The organism is Amycolatopsis sp. lyj-346, assembly GCF_046548975.1.
Taxonomy (GTDB): Bacteria; Actinomycetota; Actinomycetes; order Mycobacteriales; family Pseudonocardiaceae; genus Amycolatopsis.
In genome coordinates, this window is sequence record NZ_JAJPWT010000001.1 from 161,786 (window position 1) to 179,099 (window position 17,314).

At 71.8% G+C, this 17,314-nt stretch carries 16 protein-coding genes; 5 read left to right on the forward strand and 11 right to left on the reverse strand.

Translation table 11 applies throughout. The features are described from left to right. Positions 1-103 precede the first annotated feature (103 nt). Entirely contained in the window at positions 104-559 is a 456-nt protein-coding gene (locus ACLJQE_RS00835; RefSeq protein ID WP_410636980.1) for a MarR family winged helix-turn-helix transcriptional regulator, read from the reverse strand. Between the two features lie 53 nt (positions 560-612). On the opposite strand from ACLJQE_RS00835, the gene ACLJQE_RS00840 reads away from it, so the two are divergent. Next, positions 613-1,062, forward strand: a complete 450-nt coding sequence (locus ACLJQE_RS00840; protein ID WP_410636981.1) for a nitroreductase family deazaflavin-dependent oxidoreductase — start codon at positions 613-615, stop codon at positions 1,060-1,062. Here the strand turns inward: ACLJQE_RS00840 and ACLJQE_RS00845 are convergent. The 4 genes from ACLJQE_RS00845 to ACLJQE_RS00860 all read right to left on the reverse strand — a co-directional run bounded on the left by ACLJQE_RS00845 (position 1,049) and on the right by ACLJQE_RS00860 (position 4,358). Beyond that, positions 1,049-1,966, reverse strand: a complete 918-nt coding sequence (locus tag ACLJQE_RS00845; RefSeq protein ID WP_410636982.1) for a molybdenum cofactor biosynthesis protein MoaE — start codon at positions 1,964-1,966, stop codon at positions 1,049-1,051. The two genes, ACLJQE_RS00840 and ACLJQE_RS00845, sit on opposite strands and share 14 nt — an antisense overlap. Then, complete coding sequence (gene moaC, locus ACLJQE_RS00850) at positions 1,963-2,433, reverse strand: cyclic pyranopterin monophosphate synthase MoaC (RefSeq protein ID WP_360276558.1); 471 nt, start codon at positions 2,431-2,433, stop codon at positions 1,963-1,965. The genes ACLJQE_RS00845 and moaC overlap by 4 nt, the downstream gene beginning before the upstream one ends. Positions 2,434-2,585: 152 nt before the next feature. Beyond that, positions 2,586-3,974: an NAD-dependent malic enzyme gene (locus tag ACLJQE_RS00855; RefSeq protein WP_410636983.1), complete on the reverse strand. Its 1,389-nt coding sequence runs from the start codon at positions 3,972-3,974 to the stop codon at positions 2,586-2,588. Between the two features lie 204 nt (positions 3,975-4,178). Further along, a complete protein-coding gene (locus ACLJQE_RS00860) occupies positions 4,179-4,358 on the reverse strand; it encodes a hypothetical protein (protein ID WP_091318522.1) in 180 nt (59 codons plus the stop codon). A gap of 90 nt (positions 4,359-4,448) precedes the next feature. Here ACLJQE_RS00860 and ACLJQE_RS00865 point away from each other — a divergent pair, with 90 nt between their 5' ends. After that, the gene (locus ACLJQE_RS00865; protein ID WP_410636984.1) at positions 4,449-6,686 is read left to right on the forward strand and encodes a helicase-associated domain-containing protein; all 2,238 of its coding nucleotides are present in this window, start codon (positions 4,449-4,451) and stop codon (positions 6,684-6,686) included. Between the two features lie 142 nt (positions 6,687-6,828). Here the strand turns inward: ACLJQE_RS00865 and ACLJQE_RS00870 are convergent, their stop codons facing one another. The 6 genes from ACLJQE_RS00870 to ACLJQE_RS00895 all read right to left on the reverse strand — a co-directional run bounded on the left by ACLJQE_RS00870 (position 6,829) and on the right by ACLJQE_RS00895 (position 13,966). Then, positions 6,829-8,100: a DUF742 domain-containing protein gene (locus tag ACLJQE_RS00870; protein WP_410636985.1), complete on the reverse strand. Its 1,272-nt coding sequence runs from the start codon at positions 8,098-8,100 to the stop codon at positions 6,829-6,831. Positions 8,101-8,106: 6 nt separating this feature from the next. Continuing rightward, positions 8,107-8,523: a roadblock/LC7 domain-containing protein gene (locus ACLJQE_RS00875; RefSeq protein WP_043776340.1), complete on the reverse strand. Its 417-nt coding sequence runs from the start codon at positions 8,521-8,523 to the stop codon at positions 8,107-8,109. Between the two features lie 402 nt (positions 8,524-8,925). Then, positions 8,926-9,534, reverse strand: a complete 609-nt coding sequence (locus ACLJQE_RS00880) for a GTP-binding protein (RefSeq protein ID WP_285986767.1) — start codon at positions 9,532-9,534, stop codon at positions 8,926-8,928. Further along, positions 9,515-10,297, reverse strand: coding sequence for a DUF742 domain-containing protein (locus ACLJQE_RS00885; protein WP_410636986.1), 783 nt, complete (start codon positions 10,295-10,297; stop codon positions 9,515-9,517). The genes ACLJQE_RS00880 and ACLJQE_RS00885 overlap by 20 nt, the downstream gene beginning before the upstream one ends. A gap of 25 nt (positions 10,298-10,322) precedes the next feature. After that, positions 10,323-10,784 (reverse strand): roadblock/LC7 domain-containing protein, encoded by a 462-nt coding sequence (locus tag ACLJQE_RS00890; RefSeq protein WP_003085376.1) that lies wholly within the window; start codon positions 10,782-10,784, stop codon positions 10,323-10,325. 20 nt (positions 10,785-10,804) lie between these two features. After that, positions 10,805-13,966 (reverse strand): nitrate- and nitrite sensing domain-containing protein, encoded by a 3,162-nt coding sequence (locus ACLJQE_RS00895; protein ID WP_410636987.1) that lies wholly within the window; start codon positions 13,964-13,966, stop codon positions 10,805-10,807. A gap of 722 nt (positions 13,967-14,688) precedes the next feature. Between ACLJQE_RS00895 and ACLJQE_RS00900 the strand changes: the two genes are divergently transcribed. From ACLJQE_RS00900 to ACLJQE_RS00910, 3 genes are read left to right on the forward strand one after another with little or no spacing between them, the layout of a single operon-like run. Further along, entirely contained in the window at positions 14,689-15,696 is a 1,008-nt protein-coding gene (locus ACLJQE_RS00900) for an ABC transporter substrate-binding protein (RefSeq protein ID WP_410638270.1), read from the forward strand. Position 15,697: 1 nt separating this feature from the next. Then, positions 15,698-16,468 carry an ABC transporter permease gene (locus ACLJQE_RS00905; RefSeq protein ID WP_410636988.1) on the forward strand — a complete coding sequence of 257 codons (771 nt, stop codon included), beginning with the start codon at positions 15,698-15,700 and terminating at the stop codon, positions 16,466-16,468. Beyond that, positions 16,465-17,298, forward strand: coding sequence for an ABC transporter permease (locus ACLJQE_RS00910; protein WP_410636989.1), 834 nt, complete (start codon positions 16,465-16,467; stop codon positions 17,296-17,298). The genes ACLJQE_RS00905 and ACLJQE_RS00910 overlap by 4 nt, the downstream gene beginning before the upstream one ends. Positions 17,299-17,314: the final 16 nt, after the last annotated feature.

Below are 17,314 nucleotides of genomic sequence, written 5' to 3' on the forward strand. Positions count from 1 at the left end.
CGAGCCGTGACCTGACAGGGCTCCCACCGCCGATCCCCCGGGCGGTGGGAGCCCTTCGCGCGTCTCCGGGCCCGGAAAGGGTGGACGCGCCTCACCGGCGCCGTCAGCGGGCGCGGATCCGCTCCGCCGCCGCCAGCTGCATCCGCTCGCCCTTGCGCAGCACGTCGATCACCACCTCCAGCTGCTCCGGCGCGTACTCCGCCAGCAGCGCCCGGCCGGCCCGTTCGATCGGCCCGTAAACCTCCTCCAGCAGCTCCGCCGCCGTCGGCGTCAGCTCCACCACCGCGCGGCGGCGGTCGTCGGCGTCCGTCCGGCGGGTCAGGTGGCCCGCGTTCGTCAGGCGCTGGATCGCCGTCGTCGTCGCTGCCGGGCTCAGGTTCGCCTCCGTCGCCAGCCTGCCCGCCGTCAACGTCCCCGCCGCCGCCACCACGCCGATGATGCGCAGGTCCGTGCGGTTCACGCCGAACGCCGCCGCGGCGGCCTCGTCCACCACGTCGTTCGCCGCACCGAACGCCGCGGCCGCGTGGGTTGCTTCGGTGACCAGTGATTGCTTCGACACTCGAAAGAGTCTACCTTGGCCGGTGACTATTTCGATCGTCGAAAGGATTTGCCGTGCCGACCACCCGCCGAGCCCTGCCCCGCTGGCTCCGCCCCGCCAACCGCCTCGTGCGCCTCCTGACGCGCCTGGGCCTGCGGCTGGGCACCGTGCACGTCCTGACCGTCCCCGGCCGCCGCTCGGGCGCTCCACGGCCCACTCCGGTCTCCCCGCTCACCGTCGACGGCCGCCGGTACGTCATCGCCGGCCTGCCGGACGGCGACTGGGCACGCAACGTCCGCGCCGCGGGCCGCGGCGAGCTCGCCTACGGCCGCCGGAAGCAGGCCGTGACGCTCACCGAAGTCACCGATGCCGGCGTCCGCGAGCAGGTCATGCGCGCCTTCCCGCGCGAGGTGCCGCACGGGGTGCCGTTCTTCGTCCGGCTGGGCCTGGTCACCGGCCCCGATCCGGACGAGTTCGCCGCGGCCGCCCGCCGGGTCGCGGCGTTCCGGATCACGGCGAGTTGACCCACTCGTCCGTGCCGTCGGTGAAGTGCTGGTGCTTCCAGACCGGCAGCCGCGCCTTGACCTCGTCCACGAGCTCCGAGCACGCCGTGAACGCCTGCCCGCGGTGCTCCGCCGCCACGGCGCAGGCCAAGGCGACGTCGCCGATCGTCAGCGCACCCAGCCGGTGGCTCACGGCCACCGCGCGGACGCCGGTCCAGCGCGCCGACAGGTCCGCGACGACGTCGGCGATCACCTGACCCGCGCTCGGGTGGCCCTCGTACGTCAGGTCGCGGACGCCCTTGCCGCCGTCGTGGTCGCGGACGACACCCGAGAACGTCACCACCGCGCCCGCCGCGTCGTCCTCGACCAGGCGGGCGTGTTCCTCGACCGACAGCGTCTCCTCGGTCACCAGCGCACGCGCGACACGCACCTCAGGCTTTTCGGGGGGCCGGGGGTGGTCGCCGCCTGCCAGCTGGTCGACGGCGTGCTCGAGGATGCCGTCCAGCACGCCCAGGCCGTCCTTGACGCCGCCGCTGGAGCCCGGGAGGTTCACGACCAGGGTCCGGCCCGCCACGCCCGCGAGACCGCGCGACAGCACCGCCGTCGGCACCTGGGGCAGCCCGGCCGCGCGGATCGCGTCCGCGACGCCCGGCAGCTCGTGGTCCAGGACCGCGCGGGTGACGTCCGGGGTGCGGTCGGTCGGCGAGATGCCGGTGCCGCCCGTGGTGAGGACCACGGCGACGCCGTCGGCCAGCGCGGCCCGCAGCGCGGCGCCCACCGGGTCGCCGTCCTCGACGACGACCGGCGCCGGCACCTCGTACCCGCGGTCCGCCAGCCAAGCGGCGATCACCGGACCGGTCTTGTCCTCGTAGACGCCCTTCGCGGCGCGGTTGGACGCCACGATCACGCGCGCGGTGCGCTTCACGGCCGCTCCCAGGTTCCGGTTTTGCCGCCGTCCTTGCGGAGCAGGCGGACCTCGTCCAGTGTCGCCGCCGGGTCGACGGCCTTGATCATGTCGTGCAGCGTCAGCCCGGCGACGGCCACCGCGGTCAGGGCCTCCATTTCGACGCCGGTGACGTCGGTGGTCTTCGCCGTCGCGCGGATGCCGACCTCGGTCTCGCCGAGTGCGAACTCGACCTTGACCCCGGACAGCGCGATCTGGTGGCACAGCGGGATCAGCTCGGGCACCCGCTTGGCACCCATGATCCCGGCGATGCGCGCGGTGGCGAGGGCGTCGCCCTTGGGGAGGCCGTCGGTGGCCAGCAGCCGGAGCACCTCGGCGGTGGTCCGCACGGTCCCGGCGGCGAGCGCGGTGCGCGCGGTGGCGGTCTTGCCGGAGACGTCGACCATCCGGGCGGCGCCGGTCTCGTCGACGTGGCTGAGTTCACTCACCTGGCGAGGCTACTTCCGCGCACGGCGGGCGGCGCCGCGGCCGGGTGGTTCAGCACCCTCGCCGAGGCCAACCTGCCCGAGCGGGTTTGCCGTGGCCCGGCGCCGGGCCGGCGGCGGCCGGACCCGCCGGTCCGCAAGGCCGCCGCCGAGGATCAGCGCTCCGCGCGGACGGCCTTCCGGACCGCCTCGGCAACCGCCGGTGCCACGGCGCTGTCGAACACGCTCGGCACGATGAACGACGCGTTCAGCTTGCCGTTGTCCACCACGTCCGCGATCGCGTCGGCCGCGGCCAGCAGCATCGAGTCGTCGATGTTGTGGGCGTGGGCGTCCAGCAGGCCGCGGAACACGCCCGGGAACGCCAGGACGTTGTTGATCTGGTTCGGGTAGTCGCTGCGGCCCGTCGCCACCACGGCCGCGTGCTTCTGGGCTTCCATGGGGTCGACTTCCGGGTCCGGGTTGGCCAGTGCGAAGACCACCGCGTCGGACTTCATCGTCGCCACCTGCTCGGCTCCGAACAGGTTGGGCGCCGAGACCCCGATGAACACGTCGGCACCCACCAGTGCCTCGTGCAGGGTGCCGCTGACCTGGTCGGAGTTCGTGTGCGACGCGATCCACGCCAGGTTGTCGTCGAGGTTGCCGCGTGCCGAATGGACGATGCCGTCGATGTCCGCCGCGACGATGTCGCCCGGGTTCTTCTGCAGCAGGAGGCGGATGATCGCCGAGCCGGCCGCGCCGACGCCGCTGACCACGATCTTGCAGTCCTCGATGCTCTTGCCCACCACCCGCAGGGCGTTGCGCAGCGCCGCGACGACCACGATCGCCGTGCCGTGCTGGTCGTCGTGGAACACCGGGATGTCCAGCTGCTCGCGCAGCCGCTTCTCGATCTCGAAGCAGCGCGGCGCGGCGATGTCCTCGAGGTTGATGCCCGCGTACACCGGGGCGAGCGCCTTGGCGATCATGATGATCTCTTCGGTGTCCTGGGTGTCCAGGCAGACCGGCCACGCGTCGACGTCGGCGAACTTCTTGAACAGCGCCGCCTTGCCCTCCATCACCGGCAGCGCCGCGGCCGGGCCGATGTTGCCGAGGCCGAGCACCGCCGAGCCGTCGGTGAGCACCGCGACGGTGTTGCGCTTGATGGTCAGCCGGCGCGCGTCCTCGGGGTTGGCCGCGATCGCCTGGCAGACGCGGGCGACGCCCGGGGTGTAGGCGCGGGAGAGGTCGTCACGGTTGCGGAGCGCGACCTTGGGTGTGACCTCGATCTTGCCGCCGAGGTGGATCAGGAACGTCCGGTCGGAGACCTTGCGGACCTTGACGCCCGGCAGCGAGTCGAGCGTCTGGGTGATGTCGTTCGCGTGGTTCTCCGACAGCGCGTTGGCGCTGATGTCGACCACGATCGAGTCGGTGTGGGACTCGACGACGTCGAACGCGGTCAGCACGCCACCGACCCGCCCGACGGCGGCGGTCAGATCACCGGCCGCGGTGACCGAGGCCGGGGCCTCGACCCGGACGGTGATCGAATATCCGGGACCGGGAACCGGCATGGCACTACCCCCGTGTGGGAAAGCTGGGCTGGGACGGGAGGAAACCTACTCCCGTGACCGCCCTCACGAGGGGCCGATACCGGTACTGACCAGTACGGTATTGCTGGTCATCAATCCGACCACAGTCACGGCCAACCGGTCGGGTGACAACGGTTGCGTACCGTAACGGGGGCCCTGCTTTTGGTCGGATCGATGACTATGGGCTCAGCGGTTGATCTCGGTCTCCGGGTGCACGTAGGGCACCGTGTCCAGCGGGAAGGTGATGTCGCCGAACGGCGACAGCGCGCCCTGCCGGTCGGACGCGAGCTCGGTCACGGGGTGCTCGCCGTCCTCGCCCGGCCAGGTCGGGTCGATGCCCTTGTGCTTCTTCTCACCCTTGGCCACAACGTCCTCCACAGCCGTTCACGGTCTCTCGGGAGACAGTCTGCCTGAGGCCGGGCGGCCCGGCGCAACCGCCCGGTACCCTGGTCTTCTATGCCCGCGACCTCTTTGGCGGACTGGCTGCGTGCGGAGTCCGACGACGCACTCGCAGAGCTGCTTCGCACGCGGCGCGACCTGTCCACGCCCCCGCCCTCGGACAGCACGGTGCTGGCCACCCGGGCCGGCACGCCGGGCTCGGTCGCGCGCGCCTGCGAAGACCTCGACACGTTCACCCTGGCGGTCCTCGAGGGGTGCCTGCTCGCCGGCGCGGATCGCGACCCGGTGCCGGTCGAAGACGTCGCGAAGCTCGTCGGCGCCGACATCGCCGCGCCGCTGGCCCGGCTCCGCGCGCGGGCGCTGATCTGGGGCCCGGACGACGCCCTGCGCGTGCCACCCGCGGCCCGGGAGGCGCTCGGGCCGTTCCCCGCCGGGCTGGGCGCGTCTTCGCCGTCGCTGGCCGGCGAAGACCTCGGCGCGCGGCTCGCCGAGCTGCCCGACGACGAACGCGCCGTGCTGGCCGCCCTCGCCGGCGGGCCGCCGATCGGCCGCACCCGCGACGCCGGGCACGACCCTTCGCTCGAGAAGGCCGAGACGCCGGTGCAGAAGCTGCTCGCCCGCGGCCTGCTGCTGCGGCGCGACGACCAGACCGTCGAGCTGCCGCGCGAGCTGGGCATCGCGGTGCGCGGCGGAGTGTTCTCGCCCGGCACGCTCACCGAGCCCCAGCTGCCGGTCCACCCGCACCAGCCGTCCATTTTGGACGAGGCGGCGGCCGGTGAGGCAATGGAGTTCCTGCGGCACACCGAAGCCCTGCTGCGCGCGTGGTCGGCGGCGCCGCCACCGGTGCTCAAGTCGGGCGGCCTCGGCGTCCGGGAGCTGAAGAAGCTCGCCAAGGACCTGGCGATCGACGACACGCAGGCGATCCTGCTGGCCGAGCTGGCCGTGGGCGCCGGGCTCGTCGCGGACAGCGAAACGACCGTGCCCGAGTGGGTGCCGACGACGCTGACCGACTCGTGGCTCGCGTCGCCGACCGCGCAGCGGTGGATGACGCTCGCCCAGGCGTGGCTGGAGCTGCCGCGCCTGCCGGGAATGGCCGGCGGCCGCGACGCCAAGGACAAGCCGATCGCGCCGCTGTCGGAGGAGCTGCGCCGTCCGCTGGCGCCGGTCGCGCGGCGGCGGATCCTCACCGCGCTGGCCGACCTGCCGCGCGGCGCCGGCGTGAAGAGCGTCGACGAGCTCGTCGCGGTGCTGGCTTGGCGCGCGCCGAGGCGGGGCGGGCGGTTGCGGGACGAAACCGTCCGCTGGACCATGGCCGAGGCGAGCGCGCTGGGGATCGTCGGGCTCGGCGGCGTCACGACGGCAACGCGGGCCCTGCTCGCCGACGACCGGCCGGGCGCGGTCGAGGCCGTCCTGGACGCGCTGCCCGCGCCGGTGGACCGCGTGCTGCTGCAGGCCGACCTGACGGTCGTCGCGCCCGGCCCGCTGGAACCGGAACTGGCGGCAGAAATCTCGGCCGCCGCCGACGTCGAGTCGGCGGGGCACGCGACGGTCTACCGGATCACCGAGGGCTCGGTGCGGCGGGCGCTGGACACCGGCCGCACGGCCGGCGAGCTGCACGCGCTGTTCAAGACGAAGTCGGCGACCCCGGTACCGCAGGGGCTGAGCTACCTGATCGACGACGTCGCCCGGCGGCACGGACGGCTGCGCGGCGGCGTCGCGGCCTCGTTCCTGCGGTGCGACGACGAGGCGCTGCTGGCCGAGGTGCTGGCCCACCCGGTCGCCGCGGAGCACGCGCTGCGGCTGATCGCGCCGACGGTGGTGATCAGCCCGGACCCGCTGCACGAGGTCCTCGCCGGGCTGCGCGGCGCCGGGTTCGCCCCGGCGGCGGAGGGCCCGGACGGCCGGGTGGTCGACATCCGGCCCGGCGGCCGCCGCCTGCCGGCGAAGGCGCGGGCGGCCCGCCGCAGCCCGGGCGAGCAGGCGGTGCTGTCCGAGGACCAGGCGGCCCGGATCGTCTCCAACCTCCGCGCGGGCGACGCGGCATCGGCCCGCCGCCGCGGTTCCGCGGTGCGCGCACCGGTCGGCGGCGGCGCGGACACGTCGGCGACGCTGGAGCTGCTGTCGCGCGCCACGCTGGAACGCCGTGAAGTGTGGATCGGCTTCGTGGACTCCCGGGGAACGGCGAGCCAGCGCGTCGTCCGGCCCGTGCGCGTCGGCGGCGGGGTCCTCGAAGGCGAGAACAACGAGCGCTACTCGCTGCACCGCATCACGTCCGCCGCGCTCGTCGAGGACTGACGCCGGACCCGCTCCCCAAGCGCCCCAATGTGGCCTTGGTTGCGTTGAACGCACCCAAGGTGGCCTTCGGTGCGTCCAACGCACCGAAGGCCACCTTGGGGCGCATGACTGGGCCGCGGCCGACATGCCTTGCCGCGGCGGATCAGAGGGCGCGGAGGCCCGCCAGGACGCGTTCCATGAACTCGCGGGACGACCGGTCGCCGAGGATCAGCTCGGTCTGGTGGATCAGGACCAGGCCGATGTCGGCCATGTCGCCGACCAGTACCTTCACCACGCCCAGCGGCAGCCGCAGGTGGGCGGCGATCTCCGCCACGGACCGGGTGTCCAGGCACAGGTCGCAGATCCGGCGGTGCTCGACCGAGCGGACCCCGCGGTAGCGGCGCCCGTCGTCGGACGTCGAGACCAGCGCCTCCAGCGCCAGGTTGTGGTCGGACCGCGTGCGGCCGCCCGTGCGGGTGTACGGGCGGACCCGCGACCCCGGTGAGGCGACGGGCGCCGGGCTCGCCACGCGGGCCGGCTCGTTCCAGGCCGGGTCCTCCCACGGCTCCGGGTGCGGGATCCAGCGGGTCTCCGGGTCCGGCGGCGGCGTCCAGTCGGCGGGCGGCGGGGCCCACGACGGCGGGGGCGCCGCCTGCCGCGACACCGGCGCGGGCGGGGGCACCGCGTGCGGCCGCGCCATCGGGGCGGGTGGCCGCGGGGCCGGTGGACGCGGCGCGGGCGGGCGCGGGGCGAGCGGGCGGTGGGCAGGCGGCCGCGGCGGAGCAGGCGGCCGGGCACCCCGCGGCGGGGTCCACGCCGGCTCCAGCGGCGGGGGCTCCGGCTCGGAGGTGTCCTCGTCCTGCCAATCCGGCTCGACGGGGTCGTAACCGTCCTCGTCCACCACCGGCGAAGGCGGGGCCTGGTAGCCCAGTGGGTCCGGACCGTCGTAGCCGAACTCCGGCGAGCGCCGGGCCGCGCGCCCGGCGGGTTCCGGACGGTCGTAGCCCGGCTCCGGCGAAAGCTCCGCCTGGTAACCCAACCGGTCCGGACCGTCGTAGCCCAACTCCCGCGAGCGCCGGGCCGGGCGGCCCGCGGGTTCCGGACCGTCGTAGCCGAACTCCGGCGAGCGCCGGGCCGCGCGCCCGGCAGGTTCCGGACGGTCGTAGCCGAACTCCGGCGAAGGCCGAGCCGAGCGGCTCGTAGGTTCCGGGCGTTCGTACTCGTCGTCGTCGGCTGAGGAGCCCCACTCGCGGGTGTCCTCGTCGGTGTAGCCCTGCGCGTCCGGCTTCGGCCGGGCCGGCTTGCGCTTGGGCATGATCATCGACAGGGTCGACATGTCGAACTTGCTGGGCGAATCGAAACCCTCGCGCTCGGTGCCGCGGTGCAGTGCGTCCCAGCCGCTGGAGTCCGGGTCGTCGAATCCCGAGATCCTCATCTCGCCCTACCCACGCACGCCGCCCTGGAGCTGGGCGCGCAGCTCGGGGGTGATCTGCTGGCCGACGCGCTCGACGAGCAGGGTCATCTCGTAGGCGACCGTGCCGATGTCGCACGTCGGCGCGGCCAGCACGGCCAGCGACGAACCGTCCGAAACGGACATCAAGAACAAGTAGCCGCGCTCCATCTCCACCACGGTCTGGTTGACGCCGCCCGCTTCGAAGCAGCGCGCGGCCCCCGCCGTCAAGCTGATCAGCCCGGACGCCACCGCCGACAGCTGCTCGGCGCGTTCCTGGGGCAGTCCTTCCGACGGCGCCAGGAGCAGCCCGTCCGCGGACACCAGAACGGCGTGCGCGGCGCCGGGTACCCGGCGCACGAAATCCGTGATGAGCCAGCCGAACGAACCCTGGCCGGAAGCCGTCACTACTGCTCCTCCTTGCTCGTGCGGCGTCGCCTGCCGCACCCCGGAGCGCCCGGCACGGCCGGTCGGCGACGCCACGGTAAAGCGTATTCGCCCCGCCGGTGGTGTCGAGTCCGCCACCGGCCGGCCGGTGCGCACCCTACGTGTGCACCCGGCAGAGTTCCGCGGCAGCCCGGTTCGCCTCCCCCATCCGGGGGACGCGCCACGCGACCGCCCACCACTTCCGCCGTCAGGGTGTCGGCGCAGGTCAGCGCGGGTGGCGGTGATCCACGGCGAGGCCACCCTCCGCGGCGACGGCGGACCACCCGGGCCGGCTGCTCCTCCGGACGGTGACAGCACTCCCCGAAGTGGGTGAAGCACGCGGAGTTCACTCCAACGGCCGCATCCGGATCGGGGCGTCATGGGTTATCCCGCGCGCAACGCCGAATCGTGCGCGATCGCGTGCTGGACGACCGAGATCAGCACCTGCTTCGCGGACTCCCGCTCCCGTGCGTCGCACGCCATGATCGGGACCGACGGCGCGATGGTGAGCGCGTGCCGGACGTCCTCGATCTGGTGGTGCAGCAGCCGGTCGAAGCAGTTGATCGCCACGACGTAGGGCAGCTTCCGGTTCTCGAAGAAGTCGATCGACGGGAACGCGTCGGCCAGCCGCCGCGTGTCGACCAGCACGACCGCGCCGATGGCGCCGACCGCGAGGTCGTCCCACATGAACCAGAACCGGTGCTGACCGGGCGTGCCGAACACGTACAGCACCAGGTCCGAGTCCAGCGAGATGCGCCCGAAGTCCATCGCCACGGTGGTGGTGGTCTTGTTGGGCGTGGCCGAGGTGTCGTCGTGTCCGACGCTCGCCTCGGTCATCATGGCCTCGGTGGTCAACGGGTCGATCTCGGAGATCGCCCCGACCATGGTTGTCTTCCCCGAACCGAACCCGCCGGCGACCACGATCTTGGCCGACGAGGTCGGACCCGTCACCTGCGGCGCGTTCGCGTCGGAGTCAAATTCTCCGAAGCCCACTGAGCACCCTTTCCATGAACTCGATACTCGGGCGGTCGCCCACGGTCGGGCTGCTGGAGTGCACCAGCACCAGCCCGAGGCCCGCCACGTCACCAATCAACACGCGCACCACGCCGAGCGGCAGGCGCAGCAGCGCCGCCACTTCGGCCACCGACCTGGTGTCGAGGCACAGGTCGCAGATCGACCGGTGCTCGGGCACCCGGACCCGGTCGAGCATCCGGCCCTGTTCGCTGGTCGAGATCAACGCCTCGATGGCCAGGTCGAGCGTCGCCCTCGTCCGGCCCCGGGTCCGGAAGTACGGCCGGACCAGGCCCGAAGTCTCCATCTCCGTCTGCGGAGGCTCGTCCACGTACTCCTGGTGGGCCTGCCGCGGCAAGGCCGCGGCGATCTCCCCGGAGTCCGGTCCCGACGAGTAGTCCCGCTCGGCGCTGTACGCGGCGAACTCCTGCGCGTCGTACAGCGGCCCGCTCGAACCGCCGAACAGCTCCGCACCCGGACCGCCGAGCAGGCGGTCACGGTACTCGGTGCCACCGCCGGCGATCGGCCGGAGCGGTTCCTGCCCGGCGTTGCTGTCGGTCAGCCAGTTCGGCGGCTCCCGCACGGGGTCGCTGTCGGAGGCCTGCACCCGCCGCGCGCGCCACTCGCGGTCGACGCGGTCCCGGAACGACTGCCAGTCCTCCCGGCCTTCGTCCGACTGATCGGACCACCCGCCGGAGAAGTCGTCACCGAGCCGGCCATCACCCCTCAAGCGCCCGTCGTCCACGGCTCTCTCCTCGGTTCCCAGGTCCTCAGCGGCGGACGGCCGCACCCTGCAGTTGCGCCCGCATCTCCGGAGTCAGCTGCTGGCCGACCCGCTCCACCAGCAGGGTCATCTCGTAGACGACCAGGCCGATGTCACTCTCCGGCGACCCCAGAACCGCCAGACACGAACCGTCGGAAACCGACATGAGGAAGAGAAAACCGTTGGCCATCTCGACCACGGTCTGTGCCACCGTGCCACCCTCGAACACCTTGGCCGCGCCGCGCGCGAGGCTGGTCAGCCCCGACGCCACCGCGGCCAGCTGGTCCGCCCGGTCCTTCGGCAGACCCCGTGAGGCCGCCAGGAGCAGGCCGTCGGCCGACACCACGACCGCGTGGGCCGCGCCGGGCACCCGGTGCACGAAATCCGTGATCAGCCAAGCGAAGCTGCCGGCATTGTTCGCCTTGGCATGCGCCTGGCCGTTCGGCTGCGCGGAGCCACCCGGCTGCATTGCACCCGCCCGTGTCACTTTCACTCCTCACTGCTGTCTGTGGTGTTGCCACGCCCCGGAACCCTGCTGCCTTCCAGCTGCTCCTCGCCCGGAAGCTCCTTCAAGGCATGCCGTCCCGAGGTGTAACCCCGTTGGAAGCTTGCCATCCGGCTCCGCGCCGCGGACGCCGAGCGGGTGATCGCACCCGTTCCGGGCATGCCCGCGGTGTTGTCCGCGAAGTTGTTCTGCGCCGGCTCGTCGGCCGAGGGACTGCTGATCGACCCGGGCACCAGGTAGGCGTTCGGGACGCGCTTGGGCAGCCCGGCCGGGGTGATCTCTTCGTTCTTGGCCTCGAGCAGCGACTGCGCCTTGCTCCAGCCGTCGTCGGAGGCGCTGTGCCAGCCGTCGTCGGCGGGCAGGAGCGGGTGCCGGGTCGCCGCGGTCGGCTGGAGCTCGTCCCGGGACGGCTCGGCAGGCGCGGGCGCGGGCTGGTCCTGCTGCTGCTCCTGCTCCTGCCGGTGCCGCGGCTCGGCGGTACCGGTGAGCGGCGGCAGGTTGGGGTCTTCACCCTCGCTCTGCGGCGGCACCGGGTCGGCGGCCGAGTCGTCACCCTCACTGAACCAGCGTGACAGCACCGACTGGTAGATGGGCAACCGCCGGGTGGGTACATCGTCCTCGAGGGCCGACGAGCCGACCTCGTTCGCGGGCGGCGGCGCCGGTGGCGGCTCCTCCGGCGGCACGAACTTCGGCTCGCGCTTGGGCAACACCAGCGGCGCGAACTGCGTGTCGGCGGCCCGCGAGCTGGCCCCGTCGCCGTTCGACGACGGCGCCAGCGGCGCCAGGTCCTCGGCGGTCGGCCAGGCCGGCGTCTCGGGCTTCGGCAGGTCCGGCGACAGGAACGGGCCCGCCGCGCGGCCGCCGCTGACCAGGTCGTCCAGGCTGATCGGCTGGTCGAGCGGCACCAGGCCGCCCTGGTTCGCCACGGGTTCGTGCACCGGTGGCGGTGGAGGCGGCGGCGAAGGCGGTGTCTGCGCGAACGACTGCGTCTGGTCGAAGTCCGAACGCGCGGCCGGGATCGGGATGCTCGGCATCGACATCGACGTCTCGGAGCGGTTCGCCGGCAGCGGCGTCTGCCGCTGCATACCCGGGCGGAGGTGGGTCAGCAGCTCGGCCGGGACGACCACCCGGGCGATCACGCCGCCCTCGATGTCCTCGTTCTCGCGCAGCCGGACCTCGATGCCGTGGCGCTTGGCCAGCCGCGAAACCACGTACAGACCCATTCGCCGGGTCACCGACACGTCCAGGTCCGGCGGGTCGGCCAGGCGCGCGTTGACCTCGGCCAGCCGCTCCTCGCTCATGCCGACACCGTGGTCGGTGACCTGGATGGCGAGCGCCTTGCGGCGGGTCACCACGGCCCGCACGATGACCTTCGTCTCCGGCTCGGAGAAGTAGGTCGCGTTGTCGAGCAGCTCCGCGAGGACGTGCACGAGGTCGTGGATCGCCAGGCCCTGGACCGCGACGTCGGGCACGATGCCGACCTCGATCCGGGCGTACTGCTCGATCTCGGACACCGCGGCACCGATGACGTCGGCGGCGGGCACCGGCTTGGGCACCGACTTGGCCAGGCCGGCGCCGGAGAGCACCAGCAGGGACTCACCGTTGCGCCGCAGCCGCGTCGCGAGGTGGTCGAGCTCGAACAGGCTGGCCAAGTGGTCCGGGTCCTGCTCGTCGGCCTCGAGCCGGTCGATGACGCCGAGCTGGCGTTCCACCAGCCGCTGCGACCGGCGGGACAGGTTCACGAAGATGCCGTTGACGTTCTCGCGCAGGAGGGCCTGCTCGGCGGCCATCTTGACGGCCTGTTCGTGGACGATGTCGAACGACCGCGCGACCTCGCCGATCTCGTCACGGGAAGTGACGGGCACCGGCTGGACGGCCCTCTTCGAGGCGCCGACCGGGTCCGGGTCGTCCAGGATCGCCTGCACGGTTTCGGGCAGCCGGGTGTAGGCGACGTCGAGCGCGCTCTTCCGCAGGATCCGCAGCGGGCGCAGCATCAGGCGGGCGACGACGAGCATCAGCGCGACCGCGAGCGACAACGCGGCGAGCACCACGGCAGCGCCGACCCACGCGGAGTTGACCGCCGCCGTGGCGAGGTCGTCGGCGCGGGTCTTGAGCTGGGCCAGCAGGTTCGACTCGACCGCGTGCAGCTTGTCGGCCGACACGGTGCTGTCCTTGCCGAGCGCGGTGGTGTCGATGTTCGGCGGTTCACCCAGCTGGGCGAAGGAGAACGCCGAGGTCTGGATCCGGCGGCGGTCGTCGACCTCCGGGCCGGAGTAGGTGTCGTTGTAGAGCTGGCGCTGGTCGTCGTCGGCGTTCGCGAGGAAGGCCGCGACGGAGGCCTCCGCGCTGGACGCAGACGCGCGCGTCTGGTCCAGCAGGTCGCCGGGGAAGCTGCCGCGGAAGGCGGCGATCTGCAGCTCGGCGTCGGAGCGGGTGGTGAACTCCTTGGCCTCGCTGATCGCCTGCGTGCTCGTGCCGAGGCGCAGCACGTCCCGGTCGGTGACCGCGGTGGTCACCTCGCGGCCGAGCTCGATGAGCGAGTCGAGGATGCCCGAGTAGGCGGTGAGCACCGTGATGTCGGGCAGGCCGTTCGCGGTGTTGAACGCCGCCCGCAGCGGGCGCAGGGCGTCGAGGCGCTGGAGACCGCGGGTGTAGCGGTCCTTGGTGGCCTGGTCGTCGTAGCCGAGGGTGCTCGCCGCGCCGCGCAGGTCGGCGACCTCGCGGTCGACCTTCGCGATCTGCGAGTCGAGCCCGGTCTGCAGCAGCGGGTTGTTCGACGAGATCCGGGCGACCGCCAGCGAACGTTCGTTCTGCAGTTCGTGCACCACTGTGGTGACCTTGACGGCGAACGCCACCTGGTCGGCGGTGCGCTGGAATTCGGCCGCCTCGCGGGCGTCGTCGATCACCCGTACCGCACCCAGTGCGAGCGCGGTCAGGGTCGGGATGATCAGGACCGCGGCCAGCTTGGACCGCAGCCGCCAGTCACGCATGCCGGAGAACAGCCCGGACTTCCGGCCCGGATCCGCTCCGGGCGACTGCGCGGGGGCCCCTCCCACCCCCGCGGCGTCTTCGTTCGGCACCGCCGCTCCACCATCATCGTTCGTGCTCGGGAAACCCTGGTCGGTCCAGCGCCCGCCAGGGCGCATCGCGTTCTCCTCAGCCACTCGTCTGCACGCTCCCGGCGTTCCGGTGCTCCGGCCCATCGGAAGGAGCCCAGCGCAAGACGCTACCCGTACGAGTGAAAAGATCGTCTTCGGTGTTGGCCCTGGGGGTTCCTGAACCCCGTCCGGCCGGACGGAATCGGTTCAGCTCGAGCATCACGGTCGGTCCCTGCGCTGGTCCTGCATCGGTCTGTTGGTCGGCCTAACCCACCGGCGCGGCGGTTGTGCCCGGCCAGGCAGTGGTCTTCGCGGGGAAGATTCTCTCAGGAAAAGCACAGTGTGTGCTGGTACACCGAAGCGGAGCTTCTTGATCGGCCATCCAGGCACTCTCTCTCACTACATCGGAGGTTGATACCTCCCCGCAGGTGCAGAGGGTAGCGAACGGCAGGGGAAGATGTAACCCTCCCGACAGGACCCGCTCAATCTTGCACAGCGTTCGCTCAGTCGACGCACAGCAGCTGTCGCCGATTCAGGAACCCCACCCTACGCTGGGTGAACGGCTACGGCGAGTGGAGCAGTGGGTCTAGACCAGAGGCTGAAAGAGTGACGTGTGCCACTCGGTCCGGTAGTGATTCCACCCATTGTGAGCAAGCTGTCACGTTCTCTACAGTGGCCCGCGTGACTCGCGAGAATGAGTCACGCACTTCCACAGGAATCGGTTCCCCAACCGTCACTTCTTCAAGGAGCAGGCCTTGCTTGGAAACGCCATGAGCAGTGGCCGGGTTCGCACTCGCCGCGCCGCGCTCGGGCTCGCCCTCACCGTCGCAGCCGCCACGGCCCTCACCGGCTGCAGTGCGCTCGGCTCGGACGACTCGAACGCCTCGTCGAACGGGGGCGGCCTGGAGAAGTCGAAGATCAAGGTCTCCATCATGCCCACCACGGACCTCGGTCCGTTCTGGCTCGCCCAGGACGGCGGCTACTTCAAGGCCGAGGGGCTCGAGGTCGAGCAGATCATCGCCAAGAGCGGCCAGGAGTCGATGACAAAGGCGATTTCCGGCGAAGCGGACATCGCCCTTTCGACCTACACGCCGTTCTTCGTCGCCAAGAGCAAGGGCGCCGCGGACATCCAGCTGGTCGCCGACGGCACGTCGATCAACCCGAAGAGCAACGCGATCGTCACGGTGCCGACCTCGCCGGTGAAGACGGTCAACGACCTGGCCGGCAAGCGCATCGCGATCACGGCCATGAACACCGCGTCGGACATCCTCACCAAGTCCGTCATGAAGGACCACGGCGTCGACTTCAGCTCGGTCAAGTGGACCCTGATCCCGCTGCCGAACATGGCGGCGGCGCTCAAGGACAACCAGGTGGACGCGGCCTACATGCCGGAGCCGATGCTCTCGCAGGCGGCGAAGACCGTCGGCGCGACGCCGGTCATCGACATCAACACCGGCGCCAGCCAGGACTTCCCGCTGACCGGTTACGGCTCGACGACGAAGTGGGTGCAGGCGAACCCGAAGACCCTCGCGGCGTTCCAGCGCGCGATGAAGAAGGCCACCAGCGACGCGATCAACGACCGCTCGAAGGTCGAACCGCTGCTGGTCAAGTACGCGAAGATCGACGAGGACACGGCCAAGCTGCTCACCCTGCCCGGTTACGGCTCCGTCCTGGACGCCCGGCGTCTCCAGCGCGTCCCGGACCTGCTGCTGCAGATGGGCGTCATCACCAGCAAGGTCGACGCCGCGCCGATGATCGCCCCGCAGGTGACCAGCTGACGTGGCGAAACTGCTCCGTGGCCTGGCCGGCCTGGTCGGTTTCCTCCTGTTCTGGGAGGTCGTCGTCCAGGTCGGCCTGGTCAGCAAGGACTTCACCCCACCGCCGAGCGTCGTTCTCGTCACCGTAGGGGAGCTGCTCGGCGACCCCGAATTCATCCGCGACATCGTCGCGACCATGCTGGCCTGGCTGATCGCCATCGCCATCGCGATCGCGATCGGCGTACCCGCCGGGCTGCTGCTGGGCAGCGTCCCCGCGGTGCGCACGGCCACCGCCGCGATCGTCGAGTTCCTCCGCCCGATCCCGGTCACCGCACTCGTCCCGCTGGTGCTGCTGGTGATCGGCTCCGGCCCCGACGCGAAGATCGTCCTCGCGGTGTACGCCTCGCTGTGGCCGATCATGTTCAACACCATCTACGGCATGGGCGAGATCGACCCGGTGCTGATGGAAACCGCGCGGGCGTGCGGGACCAGCCGGTTCCGCATCCTGTCTTCGGTCGCGCTGCCGCAGACCGCGCCGTTCGTCTTCACCGGCGTCCGGCTGTCGGCGACCATCTCGCTGATCGCCGTGGTCAGCGTCGAGTTCCTCGCCGGTTCCCAGGTCGGTCTCGGCAGCTTCGTCCTCGTCGCCAGCACCGGTTCCGTCCGGTTCGACCTGGTACTGGCCGGCACGGTGGTCGCCGGGGCACTGGGCTACCTGATCAACGAGGGGCTCGAACAGCTCGGCAAGCGGCTGTTCCGGTGGAGCACAGTGGACCGGGAGGCGATCGCGTGACCACGGTGACACTTTCCGGCCGGATGGGCAGGCGTGCCGCGCGCGGTGCCGCCGCGGTCGTCCGGAACTGGCTGCTGTTCGCGATCCTCGTCGTCGCCTGGGAAGCCGCCGCCCGTGCGGGTGGCAGCAAGTTCTTCCCGCCGCCCACGGAAATCGCGGTCACCGCCGCGAAGCTGTGGTTCACCGGGCCCGCGTCGCACCTGTTCCTCACCGACGCGGTGTTCGACAACGTGTTCCCCAGTCTCGGCCGCACCCTCGGCGGCTGGGCGCTCGCCGCGGTCGTCGGCGTCGTCCTCGGCGTGCTGCTCGGCCGGTCGGCGACGGCGATGGACTACGTCGGCCCGTTGTTCGCGTTCTTCCGCTCGATCCCGCCGCCCACGCTGATCCCGGTGTTCGCGGTGCTGTTCGGGCTGAGCTCGGGCATGCAGATCGGGTCGATCATCTTCGGGGCGGTGTGGCCGGTGGTGCTCAACGCGGTCGACGGCGTCCGCTCGGTGGACCAGGTGAAGGTGGAGACGGCGCGGTCGTTCCGCACGCCCAAGGCGTACTGGCTCGGCATGGTCGTCCTGCCGGCGGCGGCCCCGAAGATCTTCGCCGGCCTGCGGGTCAGCCTTTCGATCTCGCTGCTGCTGATGGTCGTCTCCGAGCTGGTCGGGGCCTACAACGGCATCGGCCGGTCGCTGCTGAACGCCCAGCAGGACTTCGAGTTCCCCACCATGTGGGCGTGGCTGGTGCTGCTGGGCATCCTCGGCTACGTCTTCAACACGATCTTCCTGGCCGCGGAACGGCGGGTGCTGGCCTGGCAGCCGACCCGCCTCGGCCGCGGCTGACGCTTCGAAAGGCCTC